The sequence below is a fragment of the Vibrio sp. L5-1 genome (genome assembly GCF_021728315.1).
GTDB classification, from domain to species: domain Bacteria; phylum Pseudomonadota; class Gammaproteobacteria; order Enterobacterales; family Vibrionaceae; genus Vibrio; species Vibrio splendidus_K.
Window position 1 is genome coordinate 608929 of the sequence record NZ_JAKKCQ010000002.1, and the last position, 23090, is coordinate 632018.

Below are 23090 nucleotides of genomic sequence, written 5' to 3' on the forward strand. Positions count from 1 at the left end.
TATGTTATTAAGAGCTTCAATGCTTCCCTTTTTGTTAGCGCTGTTTTCCTTTAACGCAGCAAGCACACCGCTCACTTGGTTAGATAGAAGCTTCGTCGAAATTGCCTTTTATAACGTCGCACTTCAACACGAATATTCCCAAGGCAACAAGCCACTCGCCAAATGGAAACAACCGATCAAGATTTGGATCGATCATCGAGTGGGTGATGAAGAACTGCATCAAGAGCTCACAGAGCTTCATATCCGACACTTATCCGAAGTCACCCAGCACCCGATAACAATCGTCAACAAAGAGTCTGAAGCGAACGTAAAATGGATATACACGAGGCAAGGTCAGTGGGTATCTGAGGCGAAATTGGTGCTCAAACTCAAATCAACTGAGCACTTAAACAACGCTATTTGCACGGCGGGTTATCGAACTAATTCTAAAGGTGAGATTGTTTACGCTGGGATTGTTATTCCCGTTGATCAAGCAAGATCTCGAGGTAAGCTCGTCGCCTGTATCGTGGAAGAAATCACACAGGTTTTAGGCCTGCCGAATGATTCAGATAAAGCCTACCCTTCTATTTTTAATGACCATACGCCAGAAGACTTATTGTCACCCTTAGATATGGTGCTATTAAAGCTACTGTATGAGCCAGAATTGAAAGCTGGAATGACAAAATCTGAAGTAAAACCTATTGTTCGAAAGATACTAAAGCAATACAGCGAAACTGGCGTGCTCCAACAAGCTTCAAAAGCAGCGCAGCAAGCACCGTTGTATCAGTTAATTGGGTACTAATGGAATAACTGACTGCACACAGAAATATTGAATACTAACGGAATGATCGAGTACTAACGGAATAACTAGCCACGAACAGGAATATTGAGGGCTAACGGAAGAATTGAGTACTAGCGGAAATAGGCAGGGACGTTACTTTGTTTGTCTGAACAGCTTAGATGGGAAAATAGAATGATAGCGCTGCCTAAGAAAAGGCAACGCTGACTTACCGTGTAACCGTGTAACCGTGTAACAATGTTACGAAAGCACTAGCGCTTAGCAGCCTGCTTTTTCAATTCGAAGTCGAACTCATCCGGAAACAAGATAACACCTTCTTCCTGTTCGTTCGGGAACACAACCACTGCAAGCTCGTCGTCTTCTAGACCGTTAGTCCAACGGCTGTGCCATTTGTTCAACGAGATAGACTCAGCTTTACACTCAGACCAATCACCCGTAGCCCAAGATTCAGCAAACTCTTGGTTTGGCCATACTGGAACACAGTCTTCATCTTCTGTGTTCAGCATTACACAACCGTGTTCATCGGTTAAGATCCATACTTCACGGTTCGCTACGATTTCTTTCACACAGTACTTTAGGCGTTGCTCACCCGTATACTTATTGATTTCAGCGATTTTTTTATCGTCTAGCTGTGTAGTCATCTTAATTTCCTACTTTAGTCAGTAACTTTGCTCTTAAAGCTATTTTATGCCGAGAGCTTTTAACTTCAAACATTTTCGATGAAGAAGAAAATCTACTTCAAAGAAAAACGCCTGCTAAATTAGCAGGCGTTTATAATTAAGCGACTTGGTTAAACAAGCTCGCCTTGAAGCCAAGGCCAACCTTGCTTCTTACGGCTCAATGTATTTTCCATCATCAATACACCGTCTTTCTCGAATTTAACCAACTTATCAGCCCACTCACCTTTGTATAGAAGACGAGTTTGAGCTGTAGTGATGTCTGTTAGCATTACTGCAGCGAACGCTAGACCGTCTTTCTCACAACGCGCTTCAAGATCCGCTTCTAGCGCTTCAATCATGCCGTCTACTTGCTCAAGAGTCGCAAGCTCAACTTGACCAACAACAACATCGCGACCGTTGAATGGGTAGCCTTTAAGGTCTTTTTCTACTAGCTGTGCAGCAGATAGGCCTTCGATGTTTGTCTTAGCGATTAGAAGCGCTTTGATGAATGCATCAATGTCAGTCACGCCAGCAATTTCAGCAAGCTCAGCAACAGCGTCTTTGTCTTTTTGAGTACATGTTGGAGAAGCAAAACCAACCGTGTCTGAAAGAATTGCAGACATCATCAGTTTAGCGATTTGTTGAGAGATAGAGTGACCTTCAATCTTGAACATGTTGAAAAGTACAGTATTTGTACAACCAACAGGCCAGATCCAAGCTTCCATAGGGTTAACTGTCATCGCGTCACCTAAACGGTGGTGATCGACAATACCTACGATCTCAGCTTCAGCAACATCGTCCGGTGCTTGTGCTAGATCTGAGTAGTCTACTAGCCAGATTTTTTCACCAGCAACAGAAGTACGAAGTTCTGGCTTTTCAGCACCAGCGACTTCAAGAATGTGTTGAGTTTCGCGGTTGATCTCGCCTTGGCGAATTGGTGTCGCTTCCTCGCCACGAGCTTTAAGAAGCTCTGTTGCAACTAACGCACTACAAATACTGTCACTATCAGGGTTTTTGTGACCAACAACTAAAATCATGTTTCTTCCTATTACACTAACAATTATGACTCTACCTTTAGAGCCTCTCTTTATTAGCCATACTTTACCTCATTTTTTCAGGTTGGTCATGTTTCGTAGGTTTAGCCAATGGTAACAATAGATAAAAAAACAACAAATGCAATTGATAATTATTATCATTCGTATATATTTATCTTAAGCCACTAATTTTGAGTAACACCTATGGATCGACTAATCTCTTTTTTGCCAAGCAGTAGCGCTGCGAAAACAACTCAGTTTTCACTGTCCTTTAAGCGCCTGCTTTTACCAATCTCACTTGCAGCTTTAGTTATGGCGCCTGCCACGCGAGAATTGACGGTCACTACCTTGTCAGACGCCTTTTGGGCCGTGTCTTGTTATGTTGCTTTGACCTTAGCGATTTACCACGGGTTAAGCCTGTATATCAACAAAGATAACGTATTCAACAAGCTCGTCCATCAATCCCGTTCAAACCAAGTTGTATTCGCTGCACTTATGGGGGCGCTACCCGGCTGTGGCGGTGCGATCGTGGTTACCACACAATTTATCTCGGGCAAACTCGGATTCGGCGCAGTTGTTGCTGTGCTCGTCTCAACCATGGGTGATGCGGCCTTCCTGCTCATTGCAAGCGAACCCAAGACTGGTTTAGCCATGATGGCGATGGGCGTGATCGTCGGAACTGCGTCAGGTCGAATCATTAACTTGTTTCACGCAGACGACTTCTTACGCCCAAAAAAAGCAGAAAAAAATCAAGCGGTGAGCAGCTGTGCTTCTCAATCTCAAGACAAAGAAGCAGTATCGAAAAAAGCGATCAACCTACAAGGCTATCTCTGGTCTGTACTCATTATTCCAGGTGCTGCGGTTGCCCTACTTGGCTCTTTTCAAGTGGATGTGAATGAGTTGCTCGCTTTGCCCAAAATGTCGATGGAATGGGCAGGCACTATTTTGCTGATTAGCTCGATGTTTCTATGGGGTCTCACCCGTGAAATTGAAGATTACAAATCAGCCGTCAGTGAAGACGAGAAATGTGTAGGCTCTCATCCACTACAAAAAACGGCTCAAGATACTAACTTCGTTACTGCATGGGTGGTGGTTGCTTTTCTTTTCTTCGAATTTGGCTCTGTGATAGCAAATGTCGATTTTGCGACGCTATTCTCAAGCTGGGGCATGATGCTCCCCCTGGCGGGAGTGTTGATGGGCTTGCTACCGGGGTGTGGTCCGCAGTTGCTGGTCACTAGCCTGTACCTTTCTGGTGCACTGCCACTGTCAGCTCAAGTAGGTAACGCAATTTCGAATGATGGTGACGCGCTATTCCCTGCGATTGCAATGGCACCAAAAGCAGCGCTTGTCGCGACCTTGTATTCCAGTGTGCCCGCGTTAATCTGTGCATACGGTTATTGGTTTATGTTCGAGCTGTAGCTTTACGTTCAAGGCTTAGGTTTATAATCGAAGCTTGAGTTTTTATCTAAGGCTCCGGTTTGTATCCAAGGTTCAAGCTTAACTCCATAGGTTTCTATTAGGTCGGTACTTTGTATCGGCCTTTTTGTTTCCAGTAATCTAATTGCTTCCAGTAACCCAAGCTTCTCAAAAGAGATTCTTTTGACTTACCCTCTCGGCTCAATTGCTTAATTCGCATCACATTATAGCGCTTCCCATATACGCCTCCATAAGCGTCGCTACAATGCTTAATTAGAAACCCCCAACACGAATACCAGAAAAACAAAAAGCCCCTGTAAGAATCCTTACAGGGGCTTTAATTCAAGCTTCAATCTTGGTTCTCAAGAACAAGTCTTAAGAAACTTCGATTGGACCACCGAATGAAGTTACTGGAGGCAGTTTGCCTTGGAACTTCTCGAAGTTAACCAAACATGTGTTTGCTGAAGTCGCTTGAGCAAGTTCAGACGTACCGATGTCTTGAGTTAGTGTGTTTGGATCGCCGTAAGTATCTAGCGCGCCCACTTTCTCGTTGATCGGACCGTACCAAGCACCTTCTTCGATACGAACAACACCAGGAGCGTAGCTATCCATTAGAACAGCACCTGCTAGTAGTTGACCACGGTCGTTAAACACACGTACTACATCGCCATCTTTGATGCCTTTCTTCTTAGCATCGACTGGGTTGATGTAGATAGGCTCACGGCCTTGTACCGCGTAAGTCGCACGCCACTCTTCAGATTCACACATCTGAGAGTGAAGACGCTTGTCTGGGTGACAAGATTGCAGCCAGTACGGGTGTTTGTCAGAGCCTGGACCACCATGTGAACGTTCAGATTTCTCGAACCACATTGGGTGTTCTTGACAGTGCTCGTAACCCATGTTGCCAACAGTACGGCTTGTGATTTCGATGAAACCAGAAGGTGTACCTAGTGCGTTGATCTCTGGATCTTCACGGAATGAAGCGTGACGAGTCCATGGCTTACCTTTACCGAAGTCTAAGAAACCTTTCTCCCAGAACTCAGCAAACTCAGGCATTTCGAAGCTGCCTTCGTTTGATGCACGACATTCGTCATACAGAGATTTAACCCACTGCATTTCGTCCATACCACGCGTGTAATCGTTGTAACGACCCCAACGCTTAGTTAGGCTAGACATGATCTCGAAGTCAGTCTTAGACTGGAACAGAGGATCCACTAGCTTGTGCATTGCGATCAAACCACGGCCAGAGTACGCGCCATAGCCATCAATATCGTTACGTTCCCACTGAGTACATGCTGGAAGCACGATATCAGAGTGACGACAAGTTGCAGTCCAAGCGAAATCAACAGCCACTACAGTTTGTAGACTCTTGAATGCTTTACGCATCTTGTTGCGATCTTGGTGGTGGTGCCACGGGTTGTTACCACTGAATACCATCATCTTAATGTCTGGTAGCGTTACAGTAGAACCGTTCGCTTTGATCTTCTTACCTGGTTCAAGCAAGCTATCAACCCAACGAGCTACTGGAATTACGCGGCTGTAACCGTTGTAATCTGTATTCGTGTGTTTAGGTGATTGACCTTGGTCGATGTTCAACGGGAAAGAACCCGGAGCAGCGAAACCAGTTGAAGATACACCGATACCTGAGTAGTGGTGACCGTAAGAGATACCACCGCCCGGAAGACCAATTTGGCCAACCATTGCTGCGATAACTGCACACATCCAGTAAGGCTGTTCACCGTGCTCTTGGCGTTGGATACTCCAACCAACAAGAATCTGCGTACGACCGTTAACCAGCATCTTAGCGAATTCACGGATAGAGTCCGCGCTTGCGCCACAGATAGCCGAAGCCCACTCTGGTGTCTTCTCAACTTTATCTTTCGTTTCACCTTGAACGTACTTGATGAAGTCTTCAAAACCTAGACAGTAAGTTTCGATGAACTTCTTGTCGTATAGGCCTTCGTTGTAAAGAACGTGAGCAACACCAAGCATGAACGCCACATCAGTTTGTGGGTTGATGTACATCTGCTCGTTTTCTAGGTAACGGCCTGTTTTGTTTTGAACAGGGTCAACAGAAACAACGTTGATCTCTTTCTTAGCAACTTTCTCTTTCAGCTGTTCTAGGTATGCGAACGACTCGTGAGTCTCACATGTCCAACCTACTTGAAGGTTTTTAACTGGATCGTTACCCCAAAGAACAATGTTGTCACTGTTTTCTAGGATAAGTTCCCAAGATGTACCTTGTGCGTAAACTTCAGTCGAACCTAGCACGTAAGGCATGATCGTTTGACCAGCACCTGTCGAGTAGTCACCGATTTTCTTCACAGAGTAACCGTGAAGTGCCATTGCACGTTGCATATGGTTAGTACAGCTGTGGAACTGACCCGTTTGTCTCCAACCAGTTTGACCGGTGTGAAGTGCCCATGGACCGTAATCTTTCTGTACGCGCTCTAGTTCGCGGTAAACAAGGTCTAGTGCCTCATCCCAAGTCACACGAATAAAGCGGTTGTTACCACGCGTGTCTGCGCTGTATTTATGCTTCTTCAACCAATCTAGGCGAACCATAGGGTAACGCACACGTGAAGGGCTGTAGATAATGCCTTTGATACCTTTCAACATCTCTGTTGGATGCTGATCGATTTCTAGAGGTTTAATTTCTTGCACTTTACCCGCGTAAACGCGAGCTCGGAATGCACCCCAGTGAGAACCAGAGACTTTCCACGCGCCGTCTGTTTCTGCAGCAGACGCTGATGCCGACGCCAATAAGCTTGGACCGATAACCGATGCCGCACTTGTAGTAGCGACACCTTTCAGGAAACTTCTTCTTGTAATTGCCATTGTGTTACTCCAATTGACGTCTTATTAGTGATGGCCTTCAGAAAAATCTGATGAGTGCTTCTGTAGATACTTAAGAACAAGTGCTTCTGTATCTGTATCGAAGTTAACGAACGCAATCATACCATCTAGCATGCCTACCCAACCGTTAGCGCTGAAGTGAGCTTCATCTGGCTGTGAGTGACACGTTGAACAGTTAGATTGGTACGCTTGACCCGCTGCGTTCCAGATTGGATCGAAGTTATCAACCATAGACTCTTTCTTCATCCAAAGTGCTAGGTTAACTTCTTCCCATGGAAGGCCAGTAAGCTCATCTTCTTTCTTCTCACCAACAGTGATAACGTCACTTTGAGATACATCTTTCGTCAAGATTGCAGTTGAGATGTTCATACCGAAGTCTTCTTGGATTACACGTCCGAAGCCTTTCGCTTTACGCCAACCGTCGATTTGAATCTTGATCATGTCGCCTTTTTCGTCGATAACCGCAACTTTACTTGCAGGGCTTAGTAGACCCGCTTCAACTGTTGCTGTTTCATCTGTGTACATTGGCAGGTGACGAATAGAGATCACGTCAGAACCATTTGCGTAAGATGTGCTGCTTGCTACATTTTCTAGCTCACCAACAATGCCGCTCGCTGATGCCATATCTAATGGAAGGTTGTGAGCAATACCTTTGTGACAGTCAACACAGCTTTGATCACGCTCTGCCGCGTTCTTCATCTGGATACGCGCTGTTGGGCGCATGTTTTCGAAATCCATTGAATCGTAGTTGTGGCAGTTTTTACACTCTAGAGATTTGTTCGAAGAGAAACGATCCCATTCGTGTTTAGCCAGTTCGATACGACGAGCTTCGAATTTCTCAGGCGTATCTAGGTCACCAAATACTTGAGCGAATACTTCTTTAGATGCTTGCATCTTACGAGCAATTTTTGCTGTCCATTCATGTGGAACGTGACAGTCAGGACAAGTAGCACGTACACCAGAAGTGTTTTTCCAGTGAACCGTTTCTTGTAGTTCTACGTATACGTTGTCACGCATGGTGTGACAGCTTACACAGAACTCTTCTGTATTTGTATGTTCTAGCGCTGTATTAAAACCGCCCCAGAAAATAACACCGGCGATAAAGCCACCCATGGTTAGTACACCAAGACTGATGTGTACTGCTGGGCGAGTCATTGTGCGCCATAATTTAACTAAAAATGATTTCATGTTTAGCTCTCTTAAAAATTAGTTCTAATAAAAATGTGATAGCAAGAGGGCATTACATGCCGCCGTGTGCACCTGGAGGACCTAATACAAACACTTGCAGTGCCCAAACTAGAAAGCCGTAGCCTCCTACAAAAGCCACACTTAATATTGGAAAGAGAACCACTGCGATGAAGAGGAATGACTTCCACTCCAACGAGCGTTTTTCGCCAGTTTCAATTTTATTAACATCACTCATACATTTTGCCTATTTTGTATTTAGTAATTTCGAGTAGCTCATTCTAAGGAGCTAAAGTTCTTGAGTATCTAACAACAAATTTTAGACCATACACAAAGTAGGGTTCAATCAAATCTCCTGTTATATCCCTTGCTAATCAATACTTTTTTGAGGTCATCCAAACTTGTTTTTAGTTAAACAAAGTTATTAAAAAGTATTAACAAATGTGAAGAATTAAGTATATTTCACAAATGTTAAAAACCAACATTTGCGCAACCACATTGTAACCAATTTTAACGTTTTACCTACTAAGTAGTAGCCAAAAAACCCTCAAATAACCATTATTTTGTACTTTGAATGTTAAATGATTGATCGTTTTTAGAATCGATGACTTTGCAGTCGAAATGCATCATTTGGCACTTTCAGATATGATAGAAGCCTTATTAAAAGGAAGCATTATGCAAGACGTTATTGATATATCTTGGTGGCAATTATTGTTTTTCAGTTCACTTCTCTTGCTGCCAATTGTAATCAACCACAAGCTAAAACTTGGCCTGGGCAAAGAGGCTTCTATCAGCATCATTCGCATGACTGTTCAGCTATTTCTGGTTGGCCTCTACCTAGAATACCTATTCACTTTGAATAGCTTGTGGGTCAATTTACTGTGGTTATTTACGATGATTATCGTTGGGGCAAGCTCGATTGTTGAAAAATCCAAGTTACCGCGAAACCTATTGTTAGTCCCTGTCGCTGTGAGCCTAGCGGTAACCTGTGTACCCATTGTCTTGTTTATCTGCTTATTCATCATTAAACCAACACCGGTTTTTAACGCGCAGTACTTAATCCCTATTGCAGGGATGCTGTTAGGTAATAGCTTAAGCAGTAACATCGTGGCATTACAGAACTTGTTCGGTGCTTTTGAAACACAGAAATCAGAATATGAAGCAGCAATCGCGTTAGGCGCGTCTCCTACTTATGCTGCAGCGCCTTTTGTGCGTAATGCTATACAGAAAGCGATGTCTCCTATTATGGCCTCAATGGCAACCACAGGCTTAGTAACGCTACCGGGGATGATGACAGGTCAAATTCTCGGGGGAGCTTCACCAATGATCGCAATTAAGTATCAACTGATGATCATGTTGGCTATTTTCGTGATGATGAGTAGTTCATTGGCGCTCGCACTTCACCTTTCTTTAAAGACTTCTTTGACCAAAGAAGGGCGAGTTCTCGCTCAAATACAGCCTTCAAAATAACCTCCCGTCTCCTCTTAGATCTGGTTACTCACTGAATTTGATACAGGTTATCCACAGAAATTGTGGATAACCAAATCTATATAGATCCTTTTTTGTCCATTTCGGCTCGAACAAAGATCATCGCCATTGATCCTTGGGTGATTTCAAAGACATATACACACGAGCAGAACTGCGTTGTTAAGCGTTCAGATGATAATTTAGGAAATCAACGAGTAAGTTTTCCACAAATAAAAAACGGCCTGCAATGCAGGCCGTCTTGTAAATGTCATAAGTCAGTTCAATGTTTTCACTGAGCTTTAACTAATCTTGTCACAGAGCTAGTCACGCAGCTTTGTTGATCCGCCATCTTTATCAATCGCGTAAATAAATCAACCAATACCACATGCCAACAAAGATACCGCCGCCAATGATGTTACCGATAGTAACGGGCAGCAAGTTGTTCATCAGAAAGTCCATCATGTTTAGGTCAACATAGTCTGCCGGATTAGCCCCTGTCATTGTCCAGAATTCAGCAGGAGCAAATGTTTTGATACCGATAGCTAAAGGGACTTGGAACATATTCGCAATACAGTGCTCAAAGCCCGATGATACAAACATCGCGACAGGTAAAATCAGTACTGCAATTTTGTCAGTCAGTGTTCGTCCACTAAACGTCATCCATACCGCGATACAAACCAATACGTTACACATGATGCCAAGCGCGATAGCTTGGATAAAACCATGGTGCATTTTGTGCTGAGAAATGGCCATCGCATTCAAACCCACTTGCCCATGGTCGAACATGTACTGTTTAGTCAGAAGCATGCATGCCACTAGCAATAAAGCACCAATAAGGTTACCGATATAAACGGTCGCCCAGTTCTTTACTAGGGTTCCCCAGGTAATCTTGCCGCTTGCGCGAGCAACGAGAGTGAGCACCGAACTGGTAAACAGTTCACCGCCAGTAACAACAACGAGGATTAAGCCCAAGCTAAATGCAAGGCCACCTAGGACGCGAGTAATACCCCAAGGTAAATCACCAGCGCCAGTGGTTACAATTGTGTAGAACACAAACGCAATACCGATATGTATGCCAGCTGAAATCGCTAGGAGAAAAGATTTGGTTGGATCTTTGGTTGCTTTACCTACGCCAATATCTGCAGCGCGCTCAGCCATTTGTGGCGGTAATAATGAGTCAAATTGGTTCAGATTCATGATGATTTACATTTTGAAACATGTTGTCGGGAGCGAGATAATCCTCTCTTTCATTTCTGAATTCAAGAGCTATTTGGGACTCAAAATACCTCCCACAACCTTGTGGAAAGGAAATAGCCCAAGTTATTCAAAATTCATACAACTTTAGTAGTAAAAAGAAAACTATGCTGAATGAAAGGTTATCAACTTAAAAAATGGCACACTTATAAATATCAATAAGTTACGAAAGAAAGCAAAGGAATAACGTACACTATAATGACTCACAGATCGCTGTTGCCTCTAGATTTTGATATAGATCAACAGAACGTAAAAAAGCGCCCTTAGGCGCTTTTAACTGAATCACAAATAAAGAAATTAGTGATGCTAAACCGAAGGTTCAATCACTTCTTCTGATGATTGTTCTAGAGCAGAGCCCTCTAGATTCGATCCAGTACTCAAAGGGATTACATCAGAATCACTTTCATTGGCAACTTTACCACCTAGATTTCTCAAACTGTCCACTAGCTCTTCTAAACTCTTAATATGCGCATCACTCTTGGTAATCTGCTCATCTAGAAGATTGCTATGCTTAGTCGCCTCAGACAATTGTTGCGCCTGCTTCTGATTATCACTCTCTAGCTTAGCGAGTTGTTCAGTCAAAGTTTCAATTTCTGACTTTAATGACGCTGTCATATCTAAGCTTTTTAACGCTTTCACACTCGATACAATTTTCTGAGATTGCTGACGCAACCCAACATCTCGGTAATCTTCATCATTAACTACTTGTGAAATGCTCAACAACTGATTCTCTGCATTCAAAACCGACTGTTCGAATTTGTCGCCCTTTACACTCGCGAGCACTTTGACTTCATGAGCGACACTGCGCACGTGGTTCAACTCAAACTCCGCAGCGTGGACCGCATCTTCAATGATCGACTTTTCACGGGGACTGGCTTTGACTTGGCTTTCTGCCAAAGCAATTTGAGATGCTGCTTTAGCAAAAGTCAGTGGAGCAACGTCATCAAAATCTTCATCTTCCAAGAACTCTAACTCGTCCTTCAATGGTTCGATGTATTTCTTATGTGCCACTTTAACTTCCAATAAGCGAGCATTATTAAGAAACTCCACCTGTGCTTCTTGAGCGTCTTCAAGCTCATCGACCAGCACATACTCAAACAACTCACTGTATTCTAAATACAAGCGTTTGTAGCTCGAGGTAAACAGGGTATCTGCGCCAAGGAACTTGAGGTAATCCATTTGCACAATCGAATCCGCTAATACTCGGTCAGCCTTCTTCTTTAGCACTAATATCGAGTCATAGTTTGATTTGATCAACGCAATTTTTTCATCAAAAGCTTCAGCGTAAGTCAGGCTCGAAAAAATTGAATAACTCTTGGTGAGCCGAGTTTCGTCTTTCAGTAAATCCGCATAAATGCTTTCAGCGTCGTCCCAAGCGTCTAATAGTTCATTGTAATTCTCTGGAGCATAGAGAGACAACTGAGCGTGGTCTGCGAGCTTAGCCTCCCATTCGGAGTAAACGCTTTGGACAGACTGAAATGAACGGACCTCGATTGTAGATTGGTTATTGTTGTTTGTGGTTTGGTTCGCGTCTGTCTGCTCTGAAGGTGTACTCTGACACCCTGCGATAGCAAATAGCATACTGATCATTAATGCTACTTTGTTCGCTCTCACTTCTGCATATCCTTTTTATACAATATTCGCTCAATGCAAATTATTTCTAGTCACAATATATTACAACCACTTAGCAATAAACATCACTGATGATTTAAGTGGATGCAAATCACCCAATATAACCAAAATAAACTCATCACTCGATGATTAATCAATCAATTTGGTATCACTTATCAATTCTCTTTATTTGCTATTGCCTGAGCCGTGAATGCGCACTAAGGTGAAGGTAGAGAACGTTATGAATATATAGGTTAATTATGAAGTACAACGCTGAAAACATTGCTGATTTAAACCTCCTTCTTCAATTTGATGTAAGTAGCGCCGCTACTGGAATTAAAGTTCATCAAGAGGCAGCTCAAGAAACTCAAGACGCTGTTAAGCGCCTATTCGAAAAGAACCTTTGTACTCAGCCAGACGGCGGTTACCTAACAGATGAAGGTATACAGATGGCAGAGCGCGCAGACAAACTACTTCGCGTACTAAACTAAAGCTCCATTGTTCTAGTAAAAACTCCACTCGCCTCGGCCGTGGAGTTTTTTCATTTTTGGCCAAAGGTTTGTTAGGCTTATTGTAAATTCGTCATTTGCAGTTGTGAGGAACACATGGCTTCTATATTTATTGTTGGTGCAGGATGGGTCGGTACACCTTTATCTAAACATCTAGAAAAACATGGTAACCAAGTGGTGGTCACAAAAACGACCCGAGCGGGTGCAGACGCCATTGGTAACAAACGTATCCCATGTGAAGTTTTCAGCTTTGACTCATCGGAGCCTGAGCATACTATCGGCCAACTCTATTCGCTGTTACTCGAAAATAATGCAGAGATCGTCATTGGTAGCTTCCCTCCCGGCTTTAGAAAAGGTGCGGGACAAGAATATGCTGAATACTGGCAACAGCTAACCAATGCTTGTCAGAAAGCCAATGTCAAAAAGCTGATCATGGTTAGCTCGACTACGGTCTACCCGACCAAGCCAGGGATCTTATACGAGCAAGATGCCTCATTAGCGATTTCTACGTCGAGTGATGAACAAGCCAACTCATTTTCGGACAATGCACGCGTGATGCTACAAGCAGAACAGTACATCATTGATTCCGGTATCGACTACACCATCCTTCGCTTCAGTGGGTTAATCGGCCCTAGCCGCCACCCATCTAGGTTTGCAAGTAAATTGAAACAGGTCAGCACTCAAGCTCCTGCCAACATGCTTCATCTTGACGACGCGATTGGCGCGGTCAACTTCGCTATCAACCAACTGCATAACGAAGTGGTTAATGTTACGACCCCGAACACGGTGAGTAAGGCGGAATTTTATGCCGCTGCACTGAAAAGCGCCAACAGCAGTGAGCCGCTGCCCCTCGTGGTCGATACACCAGACAAGCTGATCTCTTCGAAAAAGATTCTCGACTTAGGTTACTCGTTTAAATTTGAATCCACACTGGACGCTCTTTATGACTAATCAATCCATAGCTAACCAAGACATAGCTAAGCAATCTGTAACAAATAAATCGAGGATTAAGCTACATCGTTCGATCGACACCCTTTGGAACTTCATGTCTATGGGCCACAAGGTTACGCCTTCAGATTGCATCTTTGTGCTGTGCAGTAATGATACTCGCGTTGCTGAATACGCAGCTGAGCTCTATCACCAAGGTGTGGCGCCTTATATCGTATTTTCTGGCGGTGTGGGACGCTTTACAGAAGGGAGCTTTGAACGTTCAGAAGCCGAAACATTCGCGGCTATTGCACGAGATGCTGGCGTGCCAGACTCTGACATTATCATTGAGAAACACGCAACCAATACTGGGGAGAATGTACGATTCACCCACAAATTGCTTATTGAGCGTGGGCTGTCACCGAAAAGACTGACCTTAGTACAGAAGCCCTTTATGGAGAAACGTACCTACGCCACGTTTAGTAAACAATGGCCTGAAGAGAGTGTAGAAATAACCGTGACTTCGCAATGGCAAAGTTGGGATGATTACTTTAATGAAGAGTTGCCGTTAGACATGGTCTTGGGCGCATTGATTGCTGATTATGAACGAATCAAATTCTACCCAGCCCAAGGCTTTCAAATTGAGATGCCAATCCCCGATGACGTTGATCATGCCTATCAAGCCTTGAAGCAGCTTGGCTTCGAATAAATCAAAAGCTCCACTTCGAATAAAGCAAAGATGCGACTTGGAACAAAGCAAAAACACAGGCTCAATAAACAAAAACGGTGACACTTGGTCACCGTTTTTCGTTTTAGCAAGCTGAACTCTGAGATCGGCTTATTTACCTAACGCTTCTTTGTAGTGCAAACGGCAAGCAGAAACATACTGATCATTCCCGCCAATAGCCACTTGGTCACCTTCAGCAATCGCCACACCGTGCTCGTCGGTACGGATTACCATATTAGCTTTACGGCCACAGTGACAAATGGTTTTAAGCTCAACCAGTTTATCTGCCCAAGATAATAAGTAACGGCTACCTTCAAACAGTTCACCCAAGAAGTCAGTACGTAAACCGTAGCAAAGTACAGGGATATGCAGTTTATCGACCACTTCTGTTAACTGGTACACCTGTTCTTTCGACAAGAACTGACACTCATCAATCAAAACGCAATGACGCTTTTCTTCTTCATTGAGTTTTTGGATTGCGTCAAACATATTGGTGTCATTTTTAAAAAGTTGAGCTTCAGATTGCAAACCAATTCGAGAGCTAACTTTACCGATACCATAACGATCATCCAATGCAGCCGTGAAGATCACTGGCGTCATGCCACGCTCTTGGTAGTTGAATGAAGACTGAAGAAGCGTTGTTGATTTACCCGCATTCATTGCCGAGTAATAAAAATACATCTGAGCCACAGAAATATTCCTGTTAATTAAAAGTTGAAGATAAAAAGGTGAAATTAGAGAATTTTTGCTAGAAAAAAGGGCTGAAAATCAGCCCTTTTTATAATACTTACTTACGACGCCAAGTCGTACCTTCTGGACCATCTTCCAGAACAATACCCAACTCGTTTAGCTTGTCACGTGCAAGGTCGGCATTCGCCCAATCTTTCGAAGCACGAGAGTCGTTACGTAGCTTAATCAACGCTTCGATTTCAGCCACTTCGTCATCGTTGCCTGCCGCATCACCTTGCAAGAAAGCCTCTGGATCTTGATGAAGAATACCGATGATGTCTGCTAGTTCACGCATCAATGCACCTAGTGCACTTGCTTTTTCGACACTTTCAGTTTTGATGCGGTTGATTTCACGAGCCATTTCAAACAGTACTGAATAAGCTTCTGGAGTGTTGAAATCATCGTTCATCGCTGTAGAGAAACGAGTCACGTACTCTTCACCACCAGCCGGAGCTGCTGTAACGTCTAGGCCACGAAGTGATGTGTAGAGACGCTCAAGTGATGCACGAGCTTGGTTTAGGTTATCTTCGCTGTAGTTCAGTTGGCTACGGTAGTGACCAGACATTAGGAAGTAACGCACTGTTTCTGCATCGTAATGCTGAAGTACGTCACGGATAGTGAAGAAGTTACCCAGTGACTTAGACATTTTTTCTCTGTCTACCATCACCATGCCACTGTGCATCCAAGTATTCACATACTGTGTGCCGTGTGCGCAGCAAGATTGTGCGATTTCGTTCTCGTGATGCGGGAACTGTAGATCTGAACCGCCACCGTGGATATCGAAGTGATTGCCAAGAATAGAAGAGTTCATCGCTGAACACTCAATGTGCCAACCCGGACGACCTGGACCCCATGGTGATTCCCACGTAGGTTCACCTGGCTTAGACATCTTCCAAAGCACGAAATCTAACGGGCTACGTTTTGCAGAATCGACATCAACACGAGCACCCGCTTGAAGCTGATCAAGGTCTTGCTTTGAAAGCTTACCGTATTCGTCAAATTTCTTAACTTCGAACATCACGTCGCCGTTGCTTGCAACATAAGCAAAACCACGTTCAATTAACTTTTCAACAAGTTCAACGATTTCAGTGATGAATTCAGTCGCACGAGGCTCAACATCAGGGCGCTTCATGTTCAATGCATCGAAGTCCGCGTGCATTTCCCCGATCAGGCGCTCAGTCAGAGAATCACAAGACTCACCGTTTTCATTAGCGCGCTTGATGATTTTATCATCGATATCAGTGATGTTACGAACGAAGTTCAAATCGTAACCAAGGTAACGAAGGTAACGAGTTACTACATCGAAAGAAACAAACGTGCGGCCATGACCAATGTGACAGAGATCGTATATGGTTACCCCACAGACATACATGCCGACTTTGCCAGCTGTAATTGGTTTGAATTCCTCTTTCTGTCTTGTGAGTGTGTTATAAATTTTCAGCATGATCTCTATCTATATTTGTGTATTAATCAAAATAAGAGGTCAAGTATATCAATTCATGCGTTATTAGGTAATCCCCCAAAGCAGTAATTACCTCAAACAACCAAGTTAAGTTAATGATTTGGTGATTTGAAAGTCCGCCAACATGCGCTAGAATTCGAACTTCATATTAAAAAGACAGTAAGGTAACAATCATGATCATCCTTCACACAAATTTTGGTGACATCAAAGTTCAACTTAACGAAGAAAAAGCACCAGAAACAAGCGCAAACTTCCTACAGTATTGCCGTGACGGTTTTTACGACAACACGCTATTCCACCGTGTTATCGATGGTTTCATGGTTCAAGGCGGCGGTATGACTTCTGGCCTTAAAGAAAAAACAACTCGTGCAACTATCAAGAACGAAGCAAACAACGGCCTAGCAAACAAAGTTGGTACGCTAGCAATGGCTCGTACTATGGAACCGCATTCAGCGAGCTCTCAGTTCTTCATCAACGTTAACGACAACTCTTTCCTAAACTTCCGTAGCGAAAGCCTAGACGGTTGGGGCTACTGTGTATTCGCAGAAGTTGTTGAAGGCATGGACATCGTAAACAAGATCAAAGGTGTTAGCACTGGTTCTATGGGTATGCACCAAGATGTACCTCTAGAAGAAGTGATCATCACTGGTACTACAATCGAAGCTTAATCACTTGCTTTCGGTTAGTAATAATAATTGATGAGCCGATAAAATCAGGATATAGGGAGCGAATCGCTCCCTTTTTTTAGACCTATGAAAACATATTTTATATCAGACCTGCACCTTACTCCGTCACGACAAGACATCACTGACTGCTTCTTAACCTTTATGAAGAAAGAAGCCGTAAAAGCGGATGCACTTTACGTGTTAGGCGACCTTTTCGAGTTCTGGATTGGTGACGACGATAAGAGTGAGTTCGCGACTTCTATCCGCCAAGCGTTTATCGACTTAGTGAAAACGGGCGTACCTTGCTACTTCACACAAGGTAACCGCGACTTTTTAGTTGGTAAGAAATTTGCCAAGCAAACGGGCGTGCAACTTCTAGATGAAGTATCAACGATCGATATCTACGGACAAAAAGCGGTGGTGTTACATGGTGATACCCTGTGTACCGAAGATGTAAAATATCTCGCCTTCCGTGAAAAAGTGCATCAACCATGGCTGCAATGGGTCTTCAACAGAATTCCATTTTTCATCAAGAAGAAAATTGTCTCGAAGGTTCAATCTGACATCAAAGATGACAAGCAGACCAAATCTCTCGACATCATGGATGTGACACAACAAGAAGTGGAAGATGTGATGGAACGAAACAGCGTCGATCTTATGATCCACGGCCATACTCATCGTCCTGACATCCACACCTTTAACGTCAATGATTGCACTAAAACTCGTATCGTATTGGGTGATTGGTATACGCAAGGTTCAGTGCTGGTGTTCACTCCGCAAAGTTTTGAACTACAGAATCGAGAGTTTAGCAACCGCTTTTAACATCACTCTTAAACTTTCACTTTGATTATTATTATCGGTCAGACTTTCATAGAAAGTGTATGGTAATTTCTACTGAATTAGCTATTATCTCTCTACCAGAAATAAACCGAACACAGTACCAAGTTGAAATATTCATACGTAGCGCGTCAACCCATACTCGATACAGACAAGAAAACCATAGGTTACGAGTTGCTATTCAGGGATGGTCCTAAGAACACTTTCCCTGAAGTAGAGCCGGAGCTCGCTACTAGCCGTTTGCTTTCCGATCACTTTTTATCAACTCACTATAATACGTTGGGTGATAAATTGGGGTTCGTGAACTTCCCTTATGCAAGCCTAATCAACTTAGTCCCGACTCTGTTCCCCAAAGAAAGCCTCGTTGTTGAGGTTCTTGAAGACTGCGAACCAACAGACGAACTACTTGAAGCAATAAAAGCTATCTATGACGCGGGTTACACCATCGCGTTAGACGACTTTGTACCAAGCAAAGCATGGAAGCGCTTTTTACCGTACGTTTCAATTATCAAGTTTGATATCCGTTTGATCTCAATCGCGAAAGCTTCGATGTTCATGAACTCTCTCAAAGGGTTGGATATTAAGTTCCTCGCAGAAAAGGTCGAGACTTACGATGAATATCAAGAAGCAAATCGAGCAGGCTTCACCTACTTCCAAGGTTATTTCTTCAGCAAGCCGGAAATGATTCAAACTCGTGCTCTCAACCCTGCGTTTTTGACGATTGTTCAGCTGTTAAAAGAGATTGCGCACGACCCTATCGACTTTGGCGAAGTAGAACGTTTAATTACGCTAGATGTCACGCTGTCTTACAAGTTACTTGCCTACGTGAACTCCGCAGGCGGCTCAGCAACGACCATTCGTTCATTCCGCCAAGCACTTATTTTTCTTGGCGAGCAAAAGCTGCGTAAGTTCGTTTCACTGGTAGCGATTGCCTCAGCGAAAGAAGATAAGCCGGATTCACTCTATGGTTTAGCCGTGTTACGAGCACGTGAGTGTGAACTCTTAGTAGAAAAAATGAATGTGAAAGTAGAACCCGGACAAGCCTTTTTGACCGGTATGTTCTCTCTACTTGATTCACTCTTTGACCAACCGTTACAGCAAGTCTTGGACTCAGTACCAATCGATGAAGAGATCAAGCAAGCTCTGATTCAACGAAAAGGTGTGCTGGGTGCAATTTTGGCGATGGTTATCGCTTATGAACAAGCTCGCTGGGACGAAGCAACGCGCATTCGTAAACTTCTCAAGCTAAGTGAAGCGGAACTTGGTCAAGCTTATGATGAAGCGACTACTTGGGCTCAAGAGCTGTTATCACCTTCGTTGAAATAGTTCACTTCACATTGCTGCTTCAATAGAAACTAAGCTTTGGTGAGCGATCGTTTCTTGGTAAACTCCAACGCATTCATATATGGCCTCTTAATAGAGGCCATTTTTACAGGATCTGACTATGTCTTTATGCCCATGCGGTAGCAAAAATACTTACCAACAGTGCTGTGAATCAGCGCACCTTAACCACAGTGCAGTTGAAACACCCGAGCAATTAATGCGCTCACGTTATTCTGCACATGTACTTGGTTTGGTTGATTATGTGGTTGCTACTTACCATCCGACTTGTAACGCAGAAGCGCAGAGAGAAGGTATTGCTGAATCCATAGATAGTGATTGGGCGGGTTTAGAAGTCATCGATACTGCCGCAGGTTCACATGAGAATGAAGGCTTTGTTGAGTTTAAAGCTTACTTCAACGACGGGGCTGAGCAGTTCTGTATGCAAGAACGTTCTCGATTTGTTCGTGAAGACGGTATTTGGTATTACATTGATGGCACCTTCCCTGAGCAAGAAGATGAACAAGAAGAACGATCAGAGCCAGAGATTGACCCGCGTCTAAACCAAACGGTTGAGAGTTTCAAAATCGGCCGCAATGACCCATGTATCTGTGGCAGTGGTAAGAAATATAAAAAGTGCTGTGGGTAACTCGTACATCTAGGAAGTCAGATTAAGAGAAGAGATTCCTGATGTCGCTTGGGCTCCTCGGAATGACAACGCCTAAAGGTGAAGAGATGTACTCAAGAATTGAACGCTAAAAAAGCCCCGTAAACATGTTTGTTTACGGGGCTTTTATTTGTCTTTTACGTGGTTCTATTAATCTAAAGAGGGCTTACTTATGGCGCTCTTTTAGTTTATTTACCACGTCGTTCATCGATAAGCCTTGGTCTTGAAGAAGAACCATCAAGTGGTAAATCAAATCCGCAGATTCACACACTAACTCCGCCTTATCGCCCGACGTCGCCGCAAGCGCGACTTCAACGCCTTCTTCGCCCACTTTTTGCGAAATACGCTTGGTGCCACGGGCATACAAACTGGCAGTATAAGAAGACTCAGGGTCTGCGTCCTTGCGGGCAGCCAGTAGCTGCTCAAGCTGATGAAGCCACACCATCTGTGTTTCTTCTTGCTTATCGCCATCCCAACACGTTGTGGTACCAGTATGGCACGTTGGGCCAATGGGATTAACCTTAACCAGCAAGGTGTCGTTGTCACAATCCAATGACATGTTTTGCAGTTGCAATACGTTACCCGACGTTTCACCTTTCGTCCAAAGACGCTCTTTAGTACGAGAGAAAAACGTCACTTGGCCAGTTTCACCTGTTTTCTCGAGCGCTGCTGGGTTCATGTATCCCATCATCAGCACTTGGCTCGATTGGTAATCTTGAACAATAGCTGGCACTAAGCCATCTACTTTTTCCCAATCAATACGCTCTGACAATGCGCCTACTTCTGTTTTTGATAAGCTTACGGGTTCAAAACTCATAGTCGCACCTCTACATCTTGTTGTTTCAAATACTGTTTAAGTTCACCAATATTGATGACTTGCTTGTGGAATACCGAAGCCGCAAGTGCTCCGTCCACGTTGGTTTTTTTATAGGCTTCAGCAAAGTGCTCCATCGCACCTGCGCCACCTGATGCAATCAGGGGTACATTACACACTGAACGTACCATGTTTAACTGGTCGATATCATAGCCGTTGCGAACGCCATCTTGGTTCATCATGTTTAACACGATCTCACCGGCGCCACGCTTCTGTACTTCCTGCACCCAATCTTTGGTTTCCCACTTGGTTGCTTTGGTACGCGCTTCATCGCCTGTGAATTGGTAAACCTGATATTTACCCGTCTCTTTATCGAAGTATGAATCGATACCGACAACGATACACTGTACTCCGAACTTATCAGCTAGGTCAGTGATCAGCTGTGGGTTAGCCAATGCAGGCGAGTTGATGGATACTTTATCTGCACCAAACTCAAGAATGCGTGCTGCATCTTCCGCAGACTTAATACCACCAGCCACACAGAAAGGAATATCAATCACTTCAGCTACACGTTTCACCCAGCTTTTATCGACCACACGGCCATCACTTGATGCGGTGATGTCATAAAATACTAATTCATCAGCGCCCTCTTCTGCGTAGCGTTGTGCTAGCGGAACGATGTCACCAATAATTTCGTGATTACGGAATTGAACGCCCTTAACCACTTGTCCATCACGGACATCCAAACAAGGGATTATTCGCTTTGCCAACATGCAAATGCCTCCTCTGCAGTGAACTTGCCATCAAGCAGTGCGCGACCAACAATCACACCCGCAACGCCGCTGCCTTTCAGTGCTTCGATATCAGCTAGACTGCCAATGCCACCCGATGATTGGAATTGCACTTGTGGGTACTGCTTACAAAGATCAACATAGAGCTCTACGTTTGACCCTTCTAGCGTGCCATCACGTGAAATATCAGTACACAGAACGTGTTTCAGACCAACAGTGAGGTAATCTTCAATTAGCGCTTCAATGGTCACGCCTGAATCTTCTTGCCAACCTGAAATCGCCACTTTACGTGTGCCGCTTTCGTCAATGTTGATGTCCAGAGCCAGCACGATTTTTTCCGCACCGTACTTCTCCATCCAACCTTTAACAAGCTCAGGTTGTTTCACTGCCGTTGAACCAACTACAACGCGCTGTGCGCCAGCTTCTAGCAGATCAACGACATCTTGTTCATTACGAACGCCACCACCAATTTGGATATTGGCAGGCGTACTAGCAAGTAGCTTGGCGATGAGGTCAAGTTGACGAGCGGTTGTGTCTTTTGCACCCGTTAAGTCAACAAGGTGAAGCCAACCTGCGCCAGCTTGGTGATACAGATTGAACTGCTCTGCTGGATCGACTTTGTATTCTGTTACTTGCCCGTAGTCCCCTTGAAATAAGCGAACAACTTGGCCTTCAATTAAATCTAACGCGGGAATAATCATTTACATTCCTTATCTGGCAACGGTAGCCGCTGCCTAATCCTTATTACAATTCCAAGAAGTTCTGAATCAGCTTAGAGCCAGCTTTCGAAGATCGCTCTGGGTGGAATTGAACACCATAATAATTGCCACTTTGCACTGCCGCAGTGAACGGATTTCCGTAATCACATTGTGCAATTGTGTAGTCACCCACTGGCATTGCGAAGCTGTGTACAAAGTAGAAGTACTCGCCCTCTTCAATGTCTTTGAATAAAGGGTGGTTAGGTGTCGCGGTAACTGTGTTCCAACCCATGTGTGGTAATGGCAAATCACCCGTTTCAAGTAAACGAACTTCACCATCACACAATCCTAAGCATTCAACTAACTCGTCAGCTTTTTGGCCTTTCTCTTGAGACAGTTTGCCTAACAGCTGCATACCTAAACAGATACCCAGCAGAGGCTTCTCTACTTGCTTCACAAGACTAACAAGGTCACGCTCTTGCAGGTTCTTCATTGCCTCACTTGCTGTACCTACACCGGGTAGGAACAGCTTGTCCGCAGCTAGAACAACTTTTGGTTCTTTCGAAATTTCAACTGCGTAGCCCAGACGTTCAATCGCAAACTTCACTGAGGAAACATTGGCACAACCAGTATCAATAATAACAACTTTTTGATCTTTCATTGTTTTTCCTTGCTAACGTTAAC

Annotated in this window: 23 protein-coding genes; 10 read left to right on the top strand and 13 right to left on the bottom strand. The window is 44.0% G+C overall.

Annotated elements, in window-relative coordinates:
- Position 1: 1 nt before the first annotated feature.
- Positions 2-781 carry a DUF2927 domain-containing protein gene (locus tag L3V35_RS09535; protein WP_065205533.1) on the top strand — a complete coding sequence of 260 codons (780 nt, stop codon included), beginning with the start codon at positions 2-4 and terminating at the stop codon, positions 779-781.
- 248 nt (positions 782-1029) lie between these two features.
- Here the strand turns inward: L3V35_RS09535 and L3V35_RS09540 are convergent, their stop codons facing one another.
- Positions 1030-1419, bottom strand: a complete 390-nt coding sequence (locus L3V35_RS09540; protein ID WP_004734596.1) for a DUF2750 domain-containing protein — start codon at positions 1417-1419, stop codon at positions 1030-1032.
- A 149-nt stretch (positions 1420-1568) separates the two neighbouring features.
- Positions 1569-2474 (bottom strand): manganese-dependent inorganic pyrophosphatase, encoded by a 906-nt coding sequence (locus tag L3V35_RS09545; RefSeq protein ID WP_065205534.1) that lies wholly within the window; start codon positions 2472-2474, stop codon positions 1569-1571.
- A gap of 201 nt (positions 2475-2675) precedes the next feature.
- Between L3V35_RS09545 and L3V35_RS09550 the strand changes: the two genes are divergently transcribed.
- Entirely contained in the window at positions 2676-3890 is a 1215-nt protein-coding gene (locus L3V35_RS09550) for a putative manganese transporter (protein WP_065205535.1), read from the top strand.
- A gap of 372 nt (positions 3891-4262) precedes the next feature.
- On the opposite strand, the gene torA is transcribed toward L3V35_RS09550, so the two are convergent.
- From torA to torE, 3 genes are read right to left on the bottom strand one after another with little or no spacing between them, the layout of a single operon-like run.
- Positions 4263-6725 (bottom strand): trimethylamine-N-oxide reductase TorA, encoded by a 2463-nt coding sequence (torA, locus tag L3V35_RS09555; protein ID WP_065205536.1) that lies wholly within the window; start codon positions 6723-6725, stop codon positions 4263-4265.
- Between the two features lie 24 nt (positions 6726-6749).
- Positions 6750-7931, bottom strand: a complete 1182-nt coding sequence (gene torC, locus L3V35_RS09560; protein WP_065205537.1) for a pentaheme c-type cytochrome TorC — start codon at positions 7929-7931, stop codon at positions 6750-6752.
- 52 nt (positions 7932-7983) lie between these two features.
- Entirely contained in the window at positions 7984-8166 is a 183-nt protein-coding gene (gene torE / locus L3V35_RS09565) for a trimethylamine N-oxide reductase system protein TorE (RefSeq protein WP_004734591.1), read from the bottom strand.
- Between the two features lie 437 nt (positions 8167-8603).
- Between torE and L3V35_RS09570 the strand changes: the two genes are divergently transcribed.
- Positions 8604-9398, top strand: a complete 795-nt coding sequence (locus tag L3V35_RS09570; protein WP_237299476.1) for an ABC transporter permease — start codon at positions 8604-8606, stop codon at positions 9396-9398.
- Positions 9399-9749: 351 nt separating this feature from the next.
- On the opposite strand, the gene focA is transcribed toward L3V35_RS09570, so the two are convergent.
- A complete protein-coding gene (gene focA / locus L3V35_RS09575) occupies positions 9750-10592 on the bottom strand; it encodes a formate transporter FocA (RefSeq protein ID WP_017078992.1) in 843 nt (280 codons plus the stop codon).
- Between the two features lie 363 nt (positions 10593-10955).
- The gene (locus tag L3V35_RS09580; RefSeq protein ID WP_237299478.1) at positions 10956-12263 is read right to left on the bottom strand and encodes an ATPase; all 1308 of its coding nucleotides are present in this window, start codon (positions 12261-12263) and stop codon (positions 10956-10958) included.
- A gap of 257 nt (positions 12264-12520) precedes the next feature.
- Here L3V35_RS09580 and L3V35_RS09585 point away from each other — a divergent pair, with 257 nt between their 5' ends.
- The 3 genes from L3V35_RS09585 to L3V35_RS09595 all read left to right on the top strand — a co-directional run bounded on the left by L3V35_RS09585 (position 12521) and on the right by L3V35_RS09595 (position 14405).
- Positions 12521-12751, top strand: a complete 231-nt coding sequence (locus L3V35_RS09585) for a TIGR02647 family protein (protein ID WP_004734587.1) — start codon at positions 12521-12523, stop codon at positions 12749-12751.
- 114 nt (positions 12752-12865) lie between these two features.
- A complete protein-coding gene (locus L3V35_RS09590) occupies positions 12866-13720 on the top strand; it encodes an NAD(P)H-binding protein (protein ID WP_237299479.1) in 855 nt (284 codons plus the stop codon).
- Positions 13713-14405 (top strand): YdcF family protein, encoded by a 693-nt coding sequence (locus L3V35_RS09595; protein WP_237299482.1) that lies wholly within the window; start codon positions 13713-13715, stop codon positions 14403-14405. The genes L3V35_RS09590 and L3V35_RS09595 overlap by 8 nt, the downstream gene beginning before the upstream one ends.
- 129 nt (positions 14406-14534) lie before the next feature.
- Here the strand turns inward: L3V35_RS09595 and L3V35_RS09600 are convergent, their stop codons facing one another.
- Positions 14535-15113, bottom strand: a complete 579-nt coding sequence (locus L3V35_RS09600; RefSeq protein WP_004734584.1) for a thymidine kinase — start codon at positions 15111-15113, stop codon at positions 14535-14537.
- 97 nt (positions 15114-15210) lie between these two features.
- Positions 15211-16596: a cysteine--tRNA ligase gene (gene cysS / locus L3V35_RS09605; RefSeq protein ID WP_004734583.1), complete on the bottom strand. Its 1386-nt coding sequence runs from the start codon at positions 16594-16596 to the stop codon at positions 15211-15213.
- A gap of 191 nt (positions 16597-16787) precedes the next feature.
- Between cysS and L3V35_RS09610 the strand changes: the two genes are divergently transcribed.
- From L3V35_RS09610 to L3V35_RS09625, 4 genes are all read left to right on the top strand, one after another.
- Positions 16788-17282, top strand: coding sequence for a peptidylprolyl isomerase (locus L3V35_RS09610; RefSeq protein WP_004734582.1), 495 nt, complete (start codon positions 16788-16790; stop codon positions 17280-17282).
- Positions 17283-17366: 84 nt separating this feature from the next.
- Positions 17367-18101, top strand: a complete 735-nt coding sequence (lpxH, locus tag L3V35_RS09615) for a UDP-2,3-diacylglucosamine diphosphatase (protein ID WP_237299483.1) — start codon at positions 17367-17369, stop codon at positions 18099-18101.
- A gap of 123 nt (positions 18102-18224) precedes the next feature.
- Positions 18225-19442 (top strand): EAL domain-containing protein, encoded by a 1218-nt coding sequence (locus tag L3V35_RS09620; protein WP_017093549.1) that lies wholly within the window; start codon positions 18225-18227, stop codon positions 19440-19442.
- Positions 19443-19560: 118 nt separating this feature from the next.
- Positions 19561-20085, top strand: a complete 525-nt coding sequence (locus L3V35_RS09625) for a YchJ family protein (RefSeq protein ID WP_171327523.1) — start codon at positions 19561-19563, stop codon at positions 20083-20085.
- Between the two features lie 184 nt (positions 20086-20269).
- On the opposite strand, the gene hisIE is transcribed toward L3V35_RS09625, so the two are convergent.
- The 4 genes from hisIE to hisH are packed head-to-tail and all read right to left on the bottom strand — an operon-like array spanning position 20270 to position 23067.
- Positions 20270-20920, bottom strand: a complete 651-nt coding sequence (gene hisIE, locus L3V35_RS09630) for a bifunctional phosphoribosyl-AMP cyclohydrolase/phosphoribosyl-ATP diphosphatase HisIE (RefSeq protein WP_004734578.1) — start codon at positions 20918-20920, stop codon at positions 20270-20272.
- Positions 20917-21690 carry an imidazole glycerol phosphate synthase subunit HisF gene (gene hisF, locus L3V35_RS09635; protein ID WP_004734577.1) on the bottom strand — a complete coding sequence of 258 codons (774 nt, stop codon included), beginning with the start codon at positions 21688-21690 and terminating at the stop codon, positions 20917-20919. Before hisF ends, hisIE begins: the two co-directional genes overlap by 4 nt.
- Positions 21672-22409, bottom strand: coding sequence for a 1-(5-phosphoribosyl)-5-[(5-phosphoribosylamino)methylideneamino]imidazole-4-carboxamide isomerase (gene hisA / locus L3V35_RS09640; RefSeq protein ID WP_012604374.1), 738 nt, complete (start codon positions 22407-22409; stop codon positions 21672-21674). Before hisA ends, hisF begins: the two co-directional genes overlap by 19 nt.
- Before the next feature lie 43 nt (positions 22410-22452).
- On the bottom strand, positions 22453-23067 hold the full coding sequence (hisH, locus tag L3V35_RS09645; RefSeq protein WP_004734575.1) for an imidazole glycerol phosphate synthase subunit HisH: 615 nt from the start codon (positions 23065-23067) through the stop codon (positions 22453-22455).
- Positions 23068-23090: the final 23 nt, after the last annotated feature.